Consider the following 15,071-nt stretch of genomic DNA (forward strand, 5'->3'; position numbering starts at 1 on the left):
CAGGGGAAAGTCCAATGGCACTTCTGTTCATCGACGGTTTCGATCACTACGACCCGCAGGCCGTGGACAGCTTTGGCGATCCGTGGCTCGCACGTGGCAAGGCGGCGTATCTGTCGCCGCAGGCCACCCGGATCAATGGCCGTCGCCCGTCCTCCTATGCCCTGCGTTTGCCGGAAGGTTCGGGGGGTGGCTACGTCAAGAACCTCGACGCCACCAAGACCAGCCTGATCGTCGGGGCAGCCATTCGCGTGGTGCCGTACCAAAACACCTACACCGAGCCACTGCTGCTGGGCGTGCGTGACGCCAACTCGCAGGTCGCGCACCTCGTGAAAATCGGCGAGGACGGTCGGCTCAAGCTCTACCGCTGGCAATACGGCTATGACCAGTTGATCTCTGTCTCAGTCGCAAGCGCTCCGGCGCGCGGCTGGCACTACATCGAGTTGCAGGTCACGCAAGGCACCAGCAACGGTGTGTTGTCAGTGCGCATCAACGGCATCCTGGCCATCCAGATGACCGCGCAGAACACCATTCAGGGCGGCGGCCAACTGCTCACGGCGTTCGTGGGTGCAGTGCCTGGCCAGAGCTGTCCGCTCACCATCGACGTCGACGACTTCTACATCGCCGACACCAGCGGCACGATCAACAACACCTTCCTCGGTGATGTGCGCGTCGATGCCTTGCAGGCACAGGCCGATGGCAGCCTGAACCAGTGGACGGCCAGCCCGGTCGGCACCGCTGCCTGGGAAGCCGTCAGCGACGAGGATGAAGCCACAGCGATCAATGCGCCCAGCGTGGGGCTGCGCCAGTCCTTCGATGTCGAGCCGCTGCCGGTGATGGCCACGCCCGCCATCTACGGTGTGCAACTGACCATGCTGGCGCGCAAGACCGACGCCGGTCTGGGCAAGGTCAAAGGCCTCGTGGTCAGCGGTGCACAAAGCGCCGTCAGCGCCGACATCATTCTGCAGGAGCAACTGGCCTGGCAGAGCACGCTGTTTGAGCGTAATCCGAACGGCAACGTGCAGTGGACGGAGGCCGCCTTCAATGCTGCTGAGTTCGGCGTGGAGTCGGCATGACGGATCGCATCGTCGTTCAAGACCTCGCGGAGGTTTCCAGCAAACCGACGCCGGGAAGCGAACTGCCCGCCTTCCAGAGTGAAGTGCTCTCGCGCGCCACTTTTGGGGCGAGCGCAGCCAGCTTCATGCCGGAAACAGCTGTCGCTCCGCTGCCGCCCAATCTGGCGGCCAGCCTGCTGGCGGAATCCTTGGCGGGCCCCTGGCCACCCATCGATGCACCGATCTTTCTGGTCGAAGTGTTGCGCCGTGATACGGCCTCAAGCGCCATCGTCGCCACCGGTATGGATGCCTTTGGCGACCAGCCTTGGCCGGATGCGCAACGCGGCGTGTTTGCCTTCCGCCATGATTGGATGGAGCCCCTCGTGGAACGGCTGGAGTGGCAGACCAGCGTCACGCGGCTGGCCAGTGGCAACGAATCCCGTCAGGCACGCCGACGTGTTCCTCGGCGCTGGCTCACCTACAAGGTGGGCAACGCCCGGCAGACCGATGCCCTGGTGGCCGACTGGCTGGCCGATCATCTTGGTCAAATGGCGCTGTGGCCGCTGCCGCAGTACCCGGTTCACCTGACCGAGTCCTGCGAACGTGGCGCACTGGCGCTCAGCGTGACGGACGCTGACGGGCGACAGTTCGGGCCACTCTCGGCCAATGTGCATCTGACCTACGACGGGGTGCAGGGCTGGCAGGAAACGGAGAGCAATGGCCGCTGGATTTTGATCATCGCCGCCGATGGATGGCAGATCGCCCAACTTGAGCGTGTGGAAAGCGATCTGCTGTGGCTGACGGAGCCCTTGGCACGCGCCGCAGCCGTGGGCAGCACCATCATGCCCTTGGTGTGGGGCAAGGCCATCGACCCGGCGGATCTCACGCAGTGGGTACCCGGCATGGTCGGCGGCAACATTCCCACACAGATCCAGCCTGCGCCACTGCCCGACCAGGATGTTCTTGATGACCCATGGCTCGACGAGATCCCGGTCTGGCCAGATGGCAACTGGCGTGACGATCCAACGGCCGCAGCGCAAACCACGATCACCCGCCAAGACTTTTCGACTGCAGATCCGTGGGTGCGCCGGGACGATCCGTGGGCGACGACGACTTTGCAGCGGCGCTATCTGGCCAGCTCGCTCGATGAAATCGAGCTCTGGCGGGCGCGGCTATGGCGCACCCAGGGGCGTCTGGAAGCCTTCTGGCTGCCCGATGGCTTGGCCCCGATCCTGTGGGTGACCGTCGAAGCCGATCCCGAGGATGGCTTCCTGCGCGTGGATGGCAAAGACATCTCGGCGTTCTGGCATCGCCCTGCCGCTTGCTTGATCGTGCACCCAGACGGCTATCGGCAGTACGCCCTGACGGCGGCCTGCCATCTGGATCAAGGCGGTGTGCTGGTGCTGCGCTCGGGTCTCGACGACTGGGTGCCCGCAGGCAGCCGCGTCATTCGCCTCGTGCGCTGCCGCCTCGACCACGACGCAGTCGATCTGTACTGGCACAGCTCGACGCTGCTGGAGATCACCTTGACCGCGCGCCAGTTGCCCGAACCGCGTGGCAATGACCGTCAAACCTACGAGGGAGAGTAAGCACGATGAGCCAGAACCCATTGCTGGAAGTCGAGCTATACGCCTTCGCCAGCAACAGCGCGCAGTTCTATCTGACGCCGCACGAATTCGACGTTGATATCGACGGCAATCTCTACAAGAGCCTGGTCTTGGAACGCAACGAACTGGCGCTGGGTGCTGAAGCTGCGAAGGCTGGCTTGGATCTGAAACTGCCGCCGAACTGCGATCTCGTTCGCCATCTGCTCGCCAACTCGCTGACCGGCGACACCACCTCGATCACCCTGCGCATCGGACGGCGCGACACCTGGGGCGACTACTGGTGGATCTCCGGCACGCGCTGGATGGGCCGGGTGCTGGGCGTCGAAGTTGCTGACGATGTCGCTCGCGTTCGCTGCGAGTCGGCGCAAGTCAGTCTCAAACGTATCGGATTGCGGCGGCTCTATAGCCGCAAGTGCTCCCACGTTCTTTATTCCTCGGCCTGCGGGGCTTCGCCGATGACAGCCAGCGCCTTCGTCCTGGAGGTCTATGGCCGCAGTGTCGAACTCGATGGTGGTGTACCGGGTTGGGTCAGCGGCGGCCTGGCCGGTGGCTGGCTACAAACCCCGGACGGTGCGCGCCACATGATCATCGGCGACTACGGCAGCGGCGTCGAGCTGCTGTATCCAGCGGCCCTTGAGCCCGGCACGGAAGTGCTGCTGACCGTCGGCTGCGATCACAGCACGGCCACCTGTCAGACGCGCTTCGACAACCTCGACAACTACGGCGGCTTTCCCGCCATCCCAAGCAAGAACCCGTTTTCGACCGGCGTGTTCTGAATCCCTGGAGAAATCGCCATGTGGTACCTCGTCGTCATCGTGGTGGCGGCGCTGGTTTCGGTCGCGCTCGCGCCGAAGCCGCCCGAGCCCAAACCGGCATCGCTGTCCGATGTCGATGCCCCAACCGCAGAAGAAGGCAGACCGATTCCCGTCGTGTTCGGCACCGTGCTGCTGCGCGGCGCGAACGTGGTCTGGTACGGCGATCTGGAAGCCGAGCCGATCCGCAAGAAAGGCGGCAAGAAATGAGCACCAGCGTGATCGTCACTATCGACGACGTGCGCGCCGTCGGCCTGTGCGTGAACGGCTCGCGTACATGGTTCGAGCGGCATGGCCTGGACTTCCGCGCCTTTCTGCGGAAGGGACTTGATGCCGAAACCCTGCTGGCCACGAATGACGCGATGGCGCTGCGCGTGGTCGAGCACGCGCGTACCCGGCAGGAGATGCACTGATGGGTGGCAGCAGCAAGAAGCAAACCGTCGGCTACCGCTACCGGATGGGATTGCACCTGGTGCTATGCCAGGGGCCGGTCGATGCCGTGCAGGAGATCCAGATGGGCGACCGCACTGCGTGGGGTGATGCCGACCGCGCGCCGCTGTCCACCGGCCACGGGCTGACCAGCCTGAGCATCAACAAGCCAACCATGTTTGGCGGCGACGAGCGCGAAGGCGGCGTGGTCGGCACCATCGATGTGCTTTCTGGTCATGCCGGGCAAGGACGCAACGACTACCTGATGAGTCGCCTCGGCAGTTCCATTCCGGCATTTCGGGGCGTGTTGTCCTTGGTGGCGCGCAAGATCCTGTTCGCGGCCAACAACCCTTACATCAAGCCATGGGCGGTACGGGTGCGTCGCTTCACGGCGGGTTGGTTCGATGCGCCGTGGATGGAGTGGAACGCTGAAGTCCGCACCTGGGATGAGGACGAAGGCCAGGAAATCAGCGTCGGCATGAACCCGGCGCACATCCTGGTGCAGTGCCTCACCGATCCGCACTGGGGCATGGGCTATCCGCAGAGCACCATCGGCTGGAGTTTCTGGAACGCGGCATGGGCTTTGTCGAGTGAGGGCTTCGGCCTCAATCTGATCTGGACGCGCCAGCAGCCCATCGAGAGCTTCATCGGCCAGGTCATCGACCACATTGGCGGCATCCTCTACACCGATCCGGAGCAAGGCACGTTTGAGCTCAAGCTGCTGCGCGACGACTATTGGATCGACAGCCTGCCGCAGTTGGGGCCTGACGAGATTGTGCGGCTGGAACGCTTCGAACGCGCCCAGTGGGGCGAGCTGCCCAATGAACTGACCGTGGTCTACACCGACTGGCAGACCGGCGGTGATGCTGCCGCTACGGTCGAGAACCTGGCCGCCATCCAGTTGCAAGGCGGCGTGATCAATCAGCGCCGCGACTACCCAGGTGTCAACTATGGCCCTCTGGCCGCGCGTCTGGCGCTGCGAGATTTGCGTGCTTTGGGTTCACCCCTGGCGCGGATGAGCCTGACCGTGGCACCCGACACGCTGGAACGCGCGCCGCTGCCCGGTGACGTGTTCCTGCTCAACTGGCCGCGCTTGGGCATCGACCAGATGGTGGTGCGCGTGACCGGCATCGACACCGGCACACTGGGGTCATCTGAGTGGCGCATCGAGGCGATGGAAGATGTGTTCGGGCTGGATAACGCGGTGCTGGCACCGCCACCACCGATCATCGACGAGCCAACCCTGGAGCCGCTGCCGCCCGCGTTGGTGCTGGCGGTGGAAATTCCGTACTGGGAACTGGCGCGCACCTTGTCACGAGCCGAACTGGACTACCTGACCGACACCGATGCTGCGCTTGGCGCATTGGCCGCAGTGGGTGGTGCGGGCCAGCTCAATTGGCAGCTCGCCACCGGTGCCTCGGCCAGTGATATCGCCAGCGTGGCCAGCGAGGACTACGCGCCACTTCTCACGATCGATGTGGCACTGCCTGCCAGTGAGGCTGTTGCCGTCGGTGTGCCAGTGACCGCCATCAGTCAGCCGGAAAGGCTGACCGTGGGCGACTATGCCTATCTGGCCGATGGCAGCGGAGCAATCCGCGAAGCCGTCGCTGTCCTTGACTTCGATACCGCTGCGGCCACCCTTGTCCTTGCACGCGGTGTGCTCGACACCACACCCCAAGCACATGCCTCGGGGACTCGGTTGATCGGCGTTGGTGAATGGCTGGCGTCGGAGGGCGCTGAGCGCGCCCCGGGCGAGTCGGTGTTCGTGGGCGCGATCCCGCGCACATCGACCGATCAGGGCGATCCTGTGCTGGCCACCAATGGGCAGCCGATTGTGCTGACCGGTCGGCAGGCTTTGCCGTACCCACCCGGTCGTATCCGCCTCAATGGCCAGACCGAGCCTGTCGTGGTGGGCGGTGACCTCACCGTCGCGTGGGCACATCGCGACCGCACGCAGCAGACAGCCTATCTCGTGCAGCAAGACGAGGGCGACATCGGGCCGGAGCTGGGCGTGACCTACACGCTGCGCATCCGCAATCGCAGCAACGTGCTGGTTCGTACTGAGACGGGGCTGCTCGGCACCACTTACCTGTGGACGGCAGCAGTGGCCGCGCTGGATGCCGGTGCGCTGGGTGACCGCATCACGGTGGAGATCAGTGCCGAGCGCGATGGTTTGAGCAGCTGGCAGCCGCAGGTGCGGGTCATGGATCGCGCGGGCTACGGCCTGCGCTGGGGACAGTATTGGGGAGGTGTGTGATGGAGCCGCGCATCGATGTTCATCTGCTCACCCTGAACGAGCCTGCCGAATGGCGGGAGGCCTGCATCGCCAGCCTCGAGGACGCACCGATCCAGTTGCACGTTTTGCCCGGCGTTCCGGGGCGTATCGGCGAGGCACGCGCGGCAGGCTATGCACAAGGCACGCTGCCGCTGGTGTCCTTTGTCGATCCCGACGATTTGTACGAAGCCAGTGCCTTCACACAACTGGCCGATGCGCTGGATGCCTGCCCGCAGGCCGTGATGGTCTACACCGACGAAGCACTGACCGACGAGAACGGCCACGACATCGCGGTGCGGCGTCTGGCCTACAGCCGTTGGCAGCACGCGAACAGCGCCAGTCACGTGCACGGCCTGATCGTGATGCGTCGATCCGTCGTCGAAGCCGTGCTCAAGGAAACCACCGACCTCAACAACTTCGCCGACTGGCTGCTGACCCTGCTCGTAGCCAAGCGCGGTGGCGTGCTGTACCTGCCCATCGTCGGGCGTCATTGGCGGCAGCACCCGCAGCAAAGTCATCGCACCGGCGACCCGGAAGCAGTCCGGCGTATTCGTCAAGCATCGAATCTCTGGAGATAAGCCATGTCATCAACCGATCCGAACCTTGGACTCAATTACGGCTGGACGCTCGGCGAGAGCGGCTGGGACACCGGCATGGACGCCAATCTCAAGCGCCTCGGCGCAGTGGTTGGCCTGTCCGTGAAAGACCGCGACCTGACCACGCCACCGGCCAGCCCCGCCAACGGTGACCGCTACCTCATTCCTGCCGCTGCCACGGGCGTGTGGGCAGGCAAAACCAACCAGATCGCGGTGCGCATTGCCGATGCCTGGGAGTACCACCCGCCCAAGATCGGCTGGCTTTGCTACATCGAGGACGAGGCCAAGCTCTCAGCCTACAAGTCCACCGGCTGGAGCGCCGGCATCGCCATCTGATTTCCCATCTTCGTACCCACCAGAAACCCGCCCACGAGGCGGGTTTCGCATTTCTGGAGACTGCTATGACCGAACCCGAACAACAGCCTGCGCTCGTCGAGAACATGCTCCTGCTGCGACGCGAGGACTTCGACGAACTGCTCGACCGCGCTGCGGAACGCGGAGCCGAGCGTTGCCTCGCCCATCTCGGGCTGGAGAACGGCAGTGCCGCGAAGGACATTCGCGAACTGCGCGATCTGCTGGAAGCGTGGCGCGATGCCCGCCGCACGGCGTGGCAGACCACCATCAAGGTCGTGACCACCGGCATCCTGGCCGCGCTGCTGGTCGGTGCCGCCATCAAGCTCAAGCTGATGGGAGGTTCGCAATGATCGAGACCCTGCTTGGCGGCCTCCTCGGCGGAGCCTTCCGTCTCGCGCCCGAAATTCTCAAGTGGCTCGACCGCAAGGGCGAACGTGGCCACGAGCTGGCGATGCAGGACAAGGCGTTGGAGTTCGAGAAGCTGCGCGGCGCGCAGCGGATGGCCGAGATCGGCGCGAGTGCGGACGCAGCGTGGAACGTCGGTGCCATCGAGACGCTGCGTGACGCCGTGCGGACTCAGGGCGAGAAAACCGGCGTGCGTTGGGCCGATGCGTTGTCCTGCAGTGTGCGGCCCGTCATCACCTACTGGTTCATGGCGCTGTACTGCGCGGCCAAGACGGCGGCGTTCGCGGCCGCCGTGACTGCCGGCGCGGGCTGGGGCGTGGCCATCCTGCACGCGTGGACAGAGGCCGACCAGGCGCTGTGGGCCGGCGTCCTCAATTTCTGGTTCCTCGGCCGCGTGTTCGACCGGGTGCGGCCGTGATTGAGGTGCCACAATCGGCCATCGAACTGGCCAAGCGCTTCGAGGGGTTCCACAAGGTGGTGAGGGCTGATCCTGGTCGGGCACAGCCGTACATCTGCCCGGCCGGATACTGGACGATTGGCTACGGCCACCTGTGCGACCCGAAGCATCCGCCGATCAGCGAGGCCGAAGCCGAGGTCTATCTGGCGCGCGATTTACAAACGGCGCTGGCCGCCACTCTGCGCTACTGCCCGGTATTGGCCGCCGAGCCCGAGAGGCGACTCGCGGCCATCGTCGACTTCACCTTCAACCTCGGAGCGGGGCGTCTGCAGACCTCGACGCTACGGCGGCGGGTCAATCAGCGGGACTGGTCCAATGCTGGTGTCGAACTTGCTCGATGGGTCTACGGCGGTGGTAGGGTCCTGCCGGGGTTGGTTGCACGGCGGGCGGCTGAGGCTGCGCTCTTGTCGGGCAAAACAGCGGCCTGAGCAGATTCAATCCTCGCAATCTTGGCTTCTAGCGCAGCAACCTGATCCCGCAGGCGCTGAGCCTCCTTTTCCGCGGTCGCGCGCTGTCCACCGCCGTCCCGAACGGCAGCAATCAGTTCCGATTGCCACCTGTCGCCAGACTCGTTGTTGGTCTTGTCCTGGTAGTAGGCAAGGCCCGAGACAATCAACGCCAGCAGGGCCAGCACCGCGGAAACACCGACCGACCACACAGCGATGGTGATCTGCTTACGCGTTGAGTGATCGGCCTTCTTGTCTCGTTCGTCCAGCTGTTCCAGAAGGACCGTTGCCGCCTCGGCGAGGTCTTTGAGCGTCTTGGCCGACTCAGCCGTCATCTTCCCAGTCAGCCTGACCATCTCAAGCTCTTCGGCCCTTTCGCGTGCCTGGCGAGCAAACTGCTCGTTCATGGCATGGAAGTGATCCATGTTCGACGGGCGAATCTCGACGGCCGGTGAGCCTTTCGTCAATCGCTCAAACGCACTGAGAGTCGACCCGAGGGCGGAAGAACTCTTTCGGACCTGATCGAAGATGCTGCTGGTCGATGCAAGCATCTTCTCCTGCATCTTTCGCAACTGTTGCGAATGTTCTTGGGCTTCGAGCTTCAGCAGTCGCTCCAGGTAAGCCGCTACCGGTTCGGCGACTTCGCGTTCAGGCTTCGCCCCTTCATTACCATCTATCCGTGGCCCACGCAGCACCATTTCCGCGTAAGCCTCAGCCACACGTTCCACTTCTGCGTCCGAGAGCCGATCGACGTCCTCAGTCGCAAGCGGCGGTCGTTCGTCCTTGAAGCCCTTGGCCTCGAGCAAACTCGCAATGTGGGGCAGGAAAGCCCGGATGCGGGCCATAGGCTCCTCGCCGGGCAGCGTCTCCAAGGCGCTAAGGTCCGAAGTACGCAGACCGTACAGGTACAGCGTACCGACGGAGGTCGGTACGCTAGTTGCCGGTCTGAACAGCAGATCGAGATTGAGCCCTTTCTTCCCGGGCTCGCCCTGCTCGCTTCTGGATGAACTATCGTCCTGTGTCATCGCGTCTTCGTATCGAACTCATCGGTGCTGAACGTCACATTGCAATCAGAGTAGGGCCTGTTCGAGCCTATGCTTGCGGGCTTGCCAATCCGGCATCACCTGTCCAAGCAAGGCGAAGAACTCCGGACTGTGATTCTTGTGAATCAGATGGCAGAGTTCGTGGATGATCACGTACTCGACGCAGGGGCGAGGGGCTTGCACTAGGCGTGAGTTCAACGTCATTTGTCCGCCAGGGGACAGGCTTCCCCATCGGCTGCGCATCTCGCGCACCGCTATGCGCGGTTTCTCGTGTCCCAGCCGCTGGAACGTATCGAAGGCGCTTGTCAGAATGGTATCGAACACCTCTCTGGCGCGACCAAGATACCAACGCCGCAGCAGTTCCTTAACTTTTGCGGGCGAAAGCTTTCCAGGGCTGACGACCAGAATTTCCCCGCGCGTCAGCCTCACCTGATCTTGAAGAGCACCGGCCTCATTCGCCCTGACGCGCAAGCGGTACTGCCGCCCCAGGTAGCGATGCGATTCACCGCTCAGGTACTGTCTGGGCGCGGTGTGCCGCTCAAACCGAGAGAACGTTTCCAACTGACGACTAACCCAGCCTGCGCGCAGCCGAAGCTTCTCGACTATCGTTGCGTCGTTGCATCCCCTTGGAGCGAGCACGAGAACCCGCCCTCCCGGGTGTACCTCGATACCCAGCGTTCGCCTCGAGGGGCGTTCTACAACTTCATAGCGGATGACCTCGTCGCCGTAGCAAAACGAGCCGCTCCGTCCGTTCATACCGCCATCCGGTGCCTGGCCAGCTGCATCGTCCGGTCGATGATGTCGTCCATCTCGCCGGTCGTCAGCTGCACGCCTTTCTTGTCCTTGACCTCGTCGTACAGGTAGTCGTCGATCTCGTTCATCGTTCGACGTTGTGCGTCCAAATCGTCCCAAAAGCCCACCTTTTTGTTGCGTTGAATGATCGACCAGATGTCGACAGCAGAGTCGGCAGCAAGCGTCGCTGCTGCATCTTCCGCTTTCACATGGCCGAGCACATAGGGCTTGAGAACGCCGTACAAAGCAAGGGCATTGTCGTTACCGGCCAACTGCGCCGGGGCATCGTCACTGCGCCGGTTGACAACCGCGTCCTTGATCTCACTGACCTTGTTCAGGTACTCCAGATCGGAGATGCGTTTGGCGCGGAAGTCGTCGATAGCCTGCTGAATGAGCTTGGAGAACTTCTCGTAGAACGCGGGGTCCTGTTCCAAGCGCTCGCTGATGGCCTTCTTGGTCGCGTGCGCGATCATGTCCGCCCTGGCGGCCGTGGCCTTGGTCTCTCCTTGTTCTTCGACCACCTGCTTGAACGCCTTCTCATCGAAGATGTTCACAGGTTCATTCAGATGCACCACATCGCTCGCCGAAATGTGCGTGTCCAGCAGCTTCTTGATTTTTGGTTCGAAGTCCCGGTAGTCCACCGACTCGGCGTACCGCAACTTGACGGACGCCTTCAGATTCGTAAACCGCTTCAGATCATTCTTGTACGACTGGAGCTTCTTCTCGGGCGTCGATGCGATGAATTGCTCAGACGACATCGCAATTGACAGCGTCTTGCCGTAGGCCGCCAGTCGCTCATAGAAGGACTCACGCAGCTTTTCGTCCGCCAGCAGCTGCTCGTAGGCCTCCTCGTCGTGCTGGTTCTTGACTTCCTTGAAGAGGTCCCAAAGGTCGGCGTGGTGCTGAGGGAGCTTGCCCACCTCCTCGTTGATGCTGACCAAGGCGCCCGCGAGGTCGGCCTCGTCAAACCCGTCGAGTGCGCTGTAGGTGGTCAGAGCCTGATCGAGTTCACCCAGAATGCCAGCGTAGTCGATGATGTAGCCGAACTCTTTGGGTTGCGTGCCCTCGTCGTCGTCATACAACCGGTTCACGCGCGCGATGGCCTGCAGCAGGGTGTGCTCTCGCAGCTTGCGCGTCAGGTACAGAACCGTATTGCGTGGCGCGTCGAAGCCGGTCAGGAGCTTGTCGACGACGATGAGGACTTCCGGGTCGTCGCCGTACTTGAACAGGTTGATGACCTGCTTGTTGTACTCCTCCTCGGAGCCATACCGCTTCATCATTCGTTCCCAAAAGGCGACGACTTCATCAGCCGGCTCGTCGTCCGTCTCCTCGTTGCCCTCACGGGTATCCGGGGGCGAGATGATGACTTCGCTGGTCACGTGCCCGATCTCGTCGAGGAACTTCTTGTACGTCAACGCGGCCGCCTTGCTCGGGGCGACGAGTTGGGCCTTGAAGCCAGTGCCCTTCCAGTTCTGCCGGAAGTGCTCGCTGATGTCGAAGGCGCGCATGTAGATCACCTGGTCGGCCTTGTTGAGCATCTCCGCTCGGCTGTACTTTTTCTTCAGGTCCGCCTTCTGCGCGTCCGTCAAGCCTTGGGTGTGGCGCTCGAACCAGGTGTCGATGGCCTTCTCGTTCTGCTCCATCTCCACATGCCGCGCTTCGTAGAGCAGGGGAACCACCGCGCCGTCCTTGACTGCCTGATTGATCGCGTAGGTGTCGATCAAGCCGCCGAACTTCGCGAAGTTGTTCTTTTCCTTCTTCATCAGCGGTGTCCCGGTGAAGCCCAGGTAGCAGGCCATCGGGAACATCTGCCTCATGCGCGCGGAGAAACCGCCGAAGTTGGTGCGGTGACTCTCGTCGACGAGAATGAAGACGTCGGCCGACTCTTCGACGTGCTTCCTGATCGACAGCGCTTTGTCGAATTTGTGAATGAGCGTGGTGACGATGTGAGCTTTGTTCTCGGAGACAAGCTCCAGCAAGTGGCGTCCGCTGTCCGCCCGGTCAGGCGTCAGGCCGCAAGCGGCAAATGTGTTGCCGAGCTGCTTGTCCAAATCCACCCGATCCGTGACCAGGACGATGCGCGGGTTTCGGATGTCGGGGTCCAGCGCCAGCGCCCTAGCCAACATCACCATCGTCAGTGACTTGCCCGACCCTTGCGTGTGCCAGATGATGCCGCCCAAACGCCGTCCCACGTCGTCCCGGTGCTTCACCCGTTCGATCACGCGCTTGATTGCGAAGAACTGCTGGTAGCGGGCGACCTTGCGGATGCCCCCGTCAAAGACGGTGAACTGCAGTGCCAGATCCAGTAGGCGCTCAGGCCGGCACAGGCTGTAAAGCGTTCTGTCCTGCTCAGTGACCTGACGCTCGCCCTCCCGCTCCATCGCGTCGAAGAATGCGCGAGCCACGGCGAAGTCGCCCGAGAACAGGGCATCCCTGTCCTGTGGCTTCAGCGGAGCGTTGACCACCGCCGTGACTGCTTTCGCGTCGTCGAACTGCTCACGCCACAACGCCCAGAACTTGGCCGGGGTGCCTGTCGTCGCGTACTGCCCGCCATTCTTGTTCACGCCGACCAGCACTTGCGTGTACGTGAAGAGCTTGGGGATGTACTCCTCGCGCTGGTTGCGGATCATCTGCGACACCGCCTGACCGACCTCCACCTTGGGTGACTTGCACTCGATCACCGCGAAGGGGATGCCATTGACGAACAGCACGATGTCCGGACGGCAGGTTTCCGTGCTGCGCGTCCGCTCGACAGGAAACTCGGCGGTGACGTGGTACTCGTTGTTGGCCGGGTTTTTCCAGTCGATGTAGTTGAGTGTGAAGCTCTTGCTATCACCCTCGATGGACTGCTCCAGCGACACGCCCAGGGTCACCAAGTCATAGATCGCCTCGTTGGTCTTCAGCAGGCCGTCGTACTTGACGTTCTTCAGGCGCTGGATGGCGGTCTGGATGTTCTCCTCGGAGAAGAGATAGCTCTGCCCCTTGTACTGGATGCGGTTGTTCTTCTTCAGCCGCTCGCGCAGCACTTCCTCCAACAGCACCTGCCCAGGCTTGCCGCCCCTCGCTGCCAGCGCCTGCTCGGGTGTGAGATAGGTGTAGCCCAGGTTGATCAAGACCTGCAGGGCAGGGATCTGCGACAGGTACTTCTCATTGAATCGAAATCCTTCCATGTCAGGTCGCTCCCGTCCGAACGTGGGCCGGCATCGTGGCGATCACAACAACCTGGCTCTCTTCGTCCCAAAAGTAATAGATGCGCAAGCAGCGCCGTGGATCGCGGGTGTTGCCACCATTCTTGATGTGCCATTCCACTGGCACTTGGCGGCCACTCCAGGCGAAGTCAAACGTGTCGGCGCCGCAGCGTTCGTTGTGGATGCTATCGGCGATGGGCTTGCGGAGGTCTCCGGCGGCACCGTTCATCCGCGAATCGCGGTACTCGTTGGCCAGCCAGAGCAAGCAGCGGGCTGCCGTTTGTGGATCATCGAAATCGGCAGACTTGGTCTCTCGACGTGCCCTGCTGGAGAGCATGACGCGGCCGCTGAGGATCTCGTCGCACCAATCGGCAAACGTGTCCCAGCTTTCCGGGAGTTGGACGGCTGAGTCTGGCTCATCGCCGCGTTCCTTGATCTGCGCCAGCAGCTGTTGAATCCGGAATTGGGCAGCACGCAGCTGCTGCTGATAGTTCTGAGCCTCTTCGTCAGCGCGCTCGTACTCGGACAGCCACTGTTCAGTCTCAGCCTTGGAGCGTTCCAGATCGTCCTTCAATGCATCGACCTGGATCTGAGCGGCCTTGAGCTGCTCAGCCTCTGATGAACCAGCCTGCTTCAGCCGTTGCCGCTCAAAGTCGAGACTCGATTCCCGGACCGCAGAAAACGCAACAACGTCGTCGCCCAACCGCAAGCGACGTAAGCTTTCATTCGCGACGAGCCAACGCAGCGTTGTGAGGGTTGATCTAGCCCGTTCATCGTCCGCCGCCGGTTCGATGAAGAACAGCCGGTGTGCATACGGGTTCGCATCTTGCGAGAACCCCGGCATGTAGGCGCGCACAGCGCCGTTGTAGACCGACCGGGGCTTGCCAAGCTGCTCCGTCAAGACCCAGGTATGGGCTGGCGGCACGACAACCACCCTTGCAATTCCCAGGGCGGCCTTTGCCAACAAGCGAACATCGAGCCGGGGAGCGGATTCACCCTCAGCGATCGAGCACACCAAGTAGGGCATGGAACGGCTGGGGCTGGTCAGTTCGCCGACCAAGTCCTCCGCGTCGGCCTGGGAGGTGATGAACCAAGGCATTCCATCAATGCGAGCATCACCGTGCTGCAGACCGCAAGCCGTGGCAACTTGCCGTACCAATCCCGGAACAGAAGGTTCAATGGGCAGGAATGCCTCCGGCGTGCTGACCAGAAGCCGCAGGCTGAACAGGGCAGGTCCACTAGTAGGCGCGTATCCAATGACGATTTCGGTGGTCCATGTGCGCTGGGCGACGTTGGCATCCGGCCGATCCACCCGCAGGGCCCACAGTGCGCGGCGGCCATCTTCGAAGCTCGCCCCAAGGCAGGTTCGGCCGCCCCGAAGATGCTCGAAAGATCGCCCCTCTGCCGCAGCAGCCGGCAACTGATCGCCTACCTGTTTCGCGGCCCATGACAGCACCTCACTTCGGGCTGCCCTGGCTGCGGCGACAGCGTCGGTGCCGGAAAGCGCCGCCGCTACACGAAGCAGCTCGCGCTCAAGGACCCGTACGGGCTCCCTGCGCGTGAAGGCGGATGCCTCGCCAGTGCTCCGGAGTTCTGTTTCACTCATCGTCGGCCT

Annotated in this window: 15 protein-coding genes; 11 read left to right on the plus strand and 4 right to left on the minus strand. The window is 62.8% G+C overall.

The features are described from left to right. The first annotated feature begins 14 nt into the window (after positions 1-14). The 11 genes from ASC45_RS12080 to ASC45_RS12130 all read left to right on the plus strand — a co-directional run bounded on the left by ASC45_RS12080 (position 15) and on the right by ASC45_RS12130 (position 8,415). Positions 15-1,073, plus strand: coding sequence for a hypothetical protein (locus ASC45_RS12080; protein WP_055451297.1), 1,059 nt, complete (start codon positions 15-17; stop codon positions 1,071-1,073). After that, complete coding sequence (locus ASC45_RS12085) at positions 1,070-2,641, plus strand: hypothetical protein (RefSeq protein ID WP_055451298.1); 1,572 nt, start codon at positions 1,070-1,072, stop codon at positions 2,639-2,641. The genes ASC45_RS12080 and ASC45_RS12085 overlap by 4 nt, the downstream gene beginning before the upstream one ends. Positions 2,642-2,646: 5 nt before the next feature. Further along, complete coding sequence (locus tag ASC45_RS12090; protein ID WP_055451299.1) at positions 2,647-3,435, plus strand: DUF2163 domain-containing protein; 789 nt, start codon at positions 2,647-2,649, stop codon at positions 3,433-3,435. Positions 3,436-3,453: 18 nt separating this feature from the next. Then, positions 3,454-3,681, plus strand: coding sequence for a hypothetical protein (locus ASC45_RS12095; RefSeq protein WP_013246730.1), 228 nt, complete (start codon positions 3,454-3,456; stop codon positions 3,679-3,681). Beyond that, on the plus strand, positions 3,678-3,884 hold the full coding sequence (locus tag ASC45_RS12100; RefSeq protein ID WP_041186296.1) for a hypothetical protein: 207 nt from the start codon (positions 3,678-3,680) through the stop codon (positions 3,882-3,884). Before ASC45_RS12095 ends, ASC45_RS12100 begins: the two co-directional genes overlap by 4 nt. Beyond that, entirely contained in the window at positions 3,884-6,157 is a 2,274-nt protein-coding gene (locus ASC45_RS12105) for a phage tail protein (RefSeq protein ID WP_055451300.1), read from the plus strand. The genes ASC45_RS12100 and ASC45_RS12105 overlap by 1 nt, the downstream gene beginning before the upstream one ends. Continuing rightward, positions 6,157-6,753, plus strand: coding sequence for a glycosyltransferase family protein (locus ASC45_RS12110; RefSeq protein WP_055451301.1), 597 nt, complete (start codon positions 6,157-6,159; stop codon positions 6,751-6,753). The genes ASC45_RS12105 and ASC45_RS12110 overlap by 1 nt, the downstream gene beginning before the upstream one ends. 3 nt (positions 6,754-6,756) lie before the next feature. Beyond that, positions 6,757-7,107, plus strand: coding sequence for a DUF2793 domain-containing protein (locus ASC45_RS12115; protein WP_055451302.1), 351 nt, complete (start codon positions 6,757-6,759; stop codon positions 7,105-7,107). A 65-nt stretch (positions 7,108-7,172) separates the two neighbouring features. After that, positions 7,173-7,475 carry a DUF6127 family protein gene (locus tag ASC45_RS12120; protein ID WP_055451303.1) on the plus strand — a complete coding sequence of 101 codons (303 nt, stop codon included), beginning with the start codon at positions 7,173-7,175 and terminating at the stop codon, positions 7,473-7,475. Continuing rightward, positions 7,472-7,948 carry a hypothetical protein gene (locus ASC45_RS12125; RefSeq protein WP_055451304.1) on the plus strand — a complete coding sequence of 159 codons (477 nt, stop codon included), beginning with the start codon at positions 7,472-7,474 and terminating at the stop codon, positions 7,946-7,948. The genes ASC45_RS12120 and ASC45_RS12125 overlap by 4 nt, the downstream gene beginning before the upstream one ends. After that, positions 7,945-8,415, plus strand: a complete 471-nt coding sequence (locus ASC45_RS12130) for a lysozyme (RefSeq protein ID WP_055451305.1) — start codon at positions 7,945-7,947, stop codon at positions 8,413-8,415. Before ASC45_RS12125 ends, ASC45_RS12130 begins: the two co-directional genes overlap by 4 nt. Here ASC45_RS12130 and ASC45_RS12135 read toward each other — a convergent pair. From ASC45_RS12135 to ASC45_RS12150, 4 genes are read right to left on the minus strand one after another with little or no spacing between them, the layout of a single operon-like run. Beyond that, positions 8,331-9,458, minus strand: coding sequence for a hypothetical protein (locus tag ASC45_RS12135; RefSeq protein WP_055451306.1), 1,128 nt, complete (start codon positions 9,456-9,458; stop codon positions 8,331-8,333). The two genes, ASC45_RS12130 and ASC45_RS12135, sit on opposite strands and share 85 nt — an antisense overlap. 45 nt (positions 9,459-9,503) lie before the next feature. Beyond that, the gene (locus ASC45_RS12140; protein WP_055451307.1) at positions 9,504-10,232 is read right to left on the minus strand and encodes a M48 family metallopeptidase; all 729 of its coding nucleotides are present in this window, start codon (positions 10,230-10,232) and stop codon (positions 9,504-9,506) included. Next, on the minus strand, positions 10,229-13,438 hold the full coding sequence (locus ASC45_RS12145; RefSeq protein ID WP_055451308.1) for a type I restriction endonuclease subunit R: 3,210 nt from the start codon (positions 13,436-13,438) through the stop codon (positions 10,229-10,231). Before ASC45_RS12145 ends, ASC45_RS12140 begins: the two co-directional genes overlap by 4 nt. Before the next feature lies 1 nt (position 13,439). Continuing rightward, positions 13,440-15,062 carry a hypothetical protein gene (locus ASC45_RS12150; protein WP_055451309.1) on the minus strand — a complete coding sequence of 541 codons (1,623 nt, stop codon included), beginning with the start codon at positions 15,060-15,062 and terminating at the stop codon, positions 13,440-13,442. Positions 15,063-15,071 lie beyond the last annotated feature (9 nt).

Origin of the sequence: Thiomonas bhubaneswarensis, assembly GCF_001418255.1 — a bacterium.
In the GTDB taxonomy this organism is placed as follows: domain Bacteria; phylum Pseudomonadota; class Gammaproteobacteria; order Burkholderiales; family Burkholderiaceae_C; genus Thiomonas; species Thiomonas bhubaneswarensis.

Excerpts from the sequence above, each read along its gene's own strand:
- ASC45_RS12125 (WP_055451304.1), top strand. The coding sequence starts at position 7,472 with ATGATCGAGACCCTGCTTGGCGGCCTCCTCGGCGGAGCCTTCCGTCTC.
- ASC45_RS12080 (WP_055451297.1), top strand. The coding sequence starts at position 15 with ATGGCACTTCTGTTCATCGACGGTTTCGATCACTACGACCCGCAGGCC.
- ASC45_RS12100 (WP_041186296.1), top strand. The coding sequence starts at position 3,678 with ATGAGCACCAGCGTGATCGTCACTATCGACGACGTGCGCGCCGTCGGC.
- ASC45_RS12095 (WP_013246730.1), top strand. The coding sequence starts at position 3,454 with ATGTGGTACCTCGTCGTCATCGTGGTGGCGGCGCTGGTTTCGGTCGCG.
- ASC45_RS12110 (WP_055451301.1), top strand. The coding sequence starts at position 6,157 with ATGGAGCCGCGCATCGATGTTCATCTGCTCACCCTGAACGAGCCTGCC.
- ASC45_RS12120 (WP_055451303.1), top strand. The coding sequence starts at position 7,173 with ATGACCGAACCCGAACAACAGCCTGCGCTCGTCGAGAACATGCTCCTG.
- ASC45_RS12115 (WP_055451302.1), top strand. The coding sequence starts at position 6,757 with ATGTCATCAACCGATCCGAACCTTGGACTCAATTACGGCTGGACGCTC.
- ASC45_RS12105 (WP_055451300.1), top strand. The coding sequence starts at position 3,884 with ATGGGTGGCAGCAGCAAGAAGCAAACCGTCGGCTACCGCTACCGGATG.
- ASC45_RS12090 (WP_055451299.1), top strand. The coding sequence starts at position 2,647 with ATGAGCCAGAACCCATTGCTGGAAGTCGAGCTATACGCCTTCGCCAGC.
- ASC45_RS12140 (WP_055451307.1), bottom strand. The coding sequence starts at position 10,232 with ATGAACGGACGGAGCGGCTCGTTTTGCTACGGCGACGAGGTCATCCGC.
- ASC45_RS12135 (WP_055451306.1), bottom strand. The coding sequence starts at position 9,458 with ATGACACAGGACGATAGTTCATCCAGAAGCGAGCAGGGCGAGCCCGGG.
- ASC45_RS12145 (WP_055451308.1), bottom strand. The coding sequence starts at position 13,438 with ATGGAAGGATTTCGATTCAATGAGAAGTACCTGTCGCAGATCCCTGCC.
- ASC45_RS12085 (WP_055451298.1), top strand. The coding sequence starts at position 1,070 with ATGACGGATCGCATCGTCGTTCAAGACCTCGCGGAGGTTTCCAGCAAA.
- ASC45_RS12150 (WP_055451309.1), bottom strand. The coding sequence starts at position 15,062 with ATGAGTGAAACAGAACTCCGGAGCACTGGCGAGGCATCCGCCTTCACG.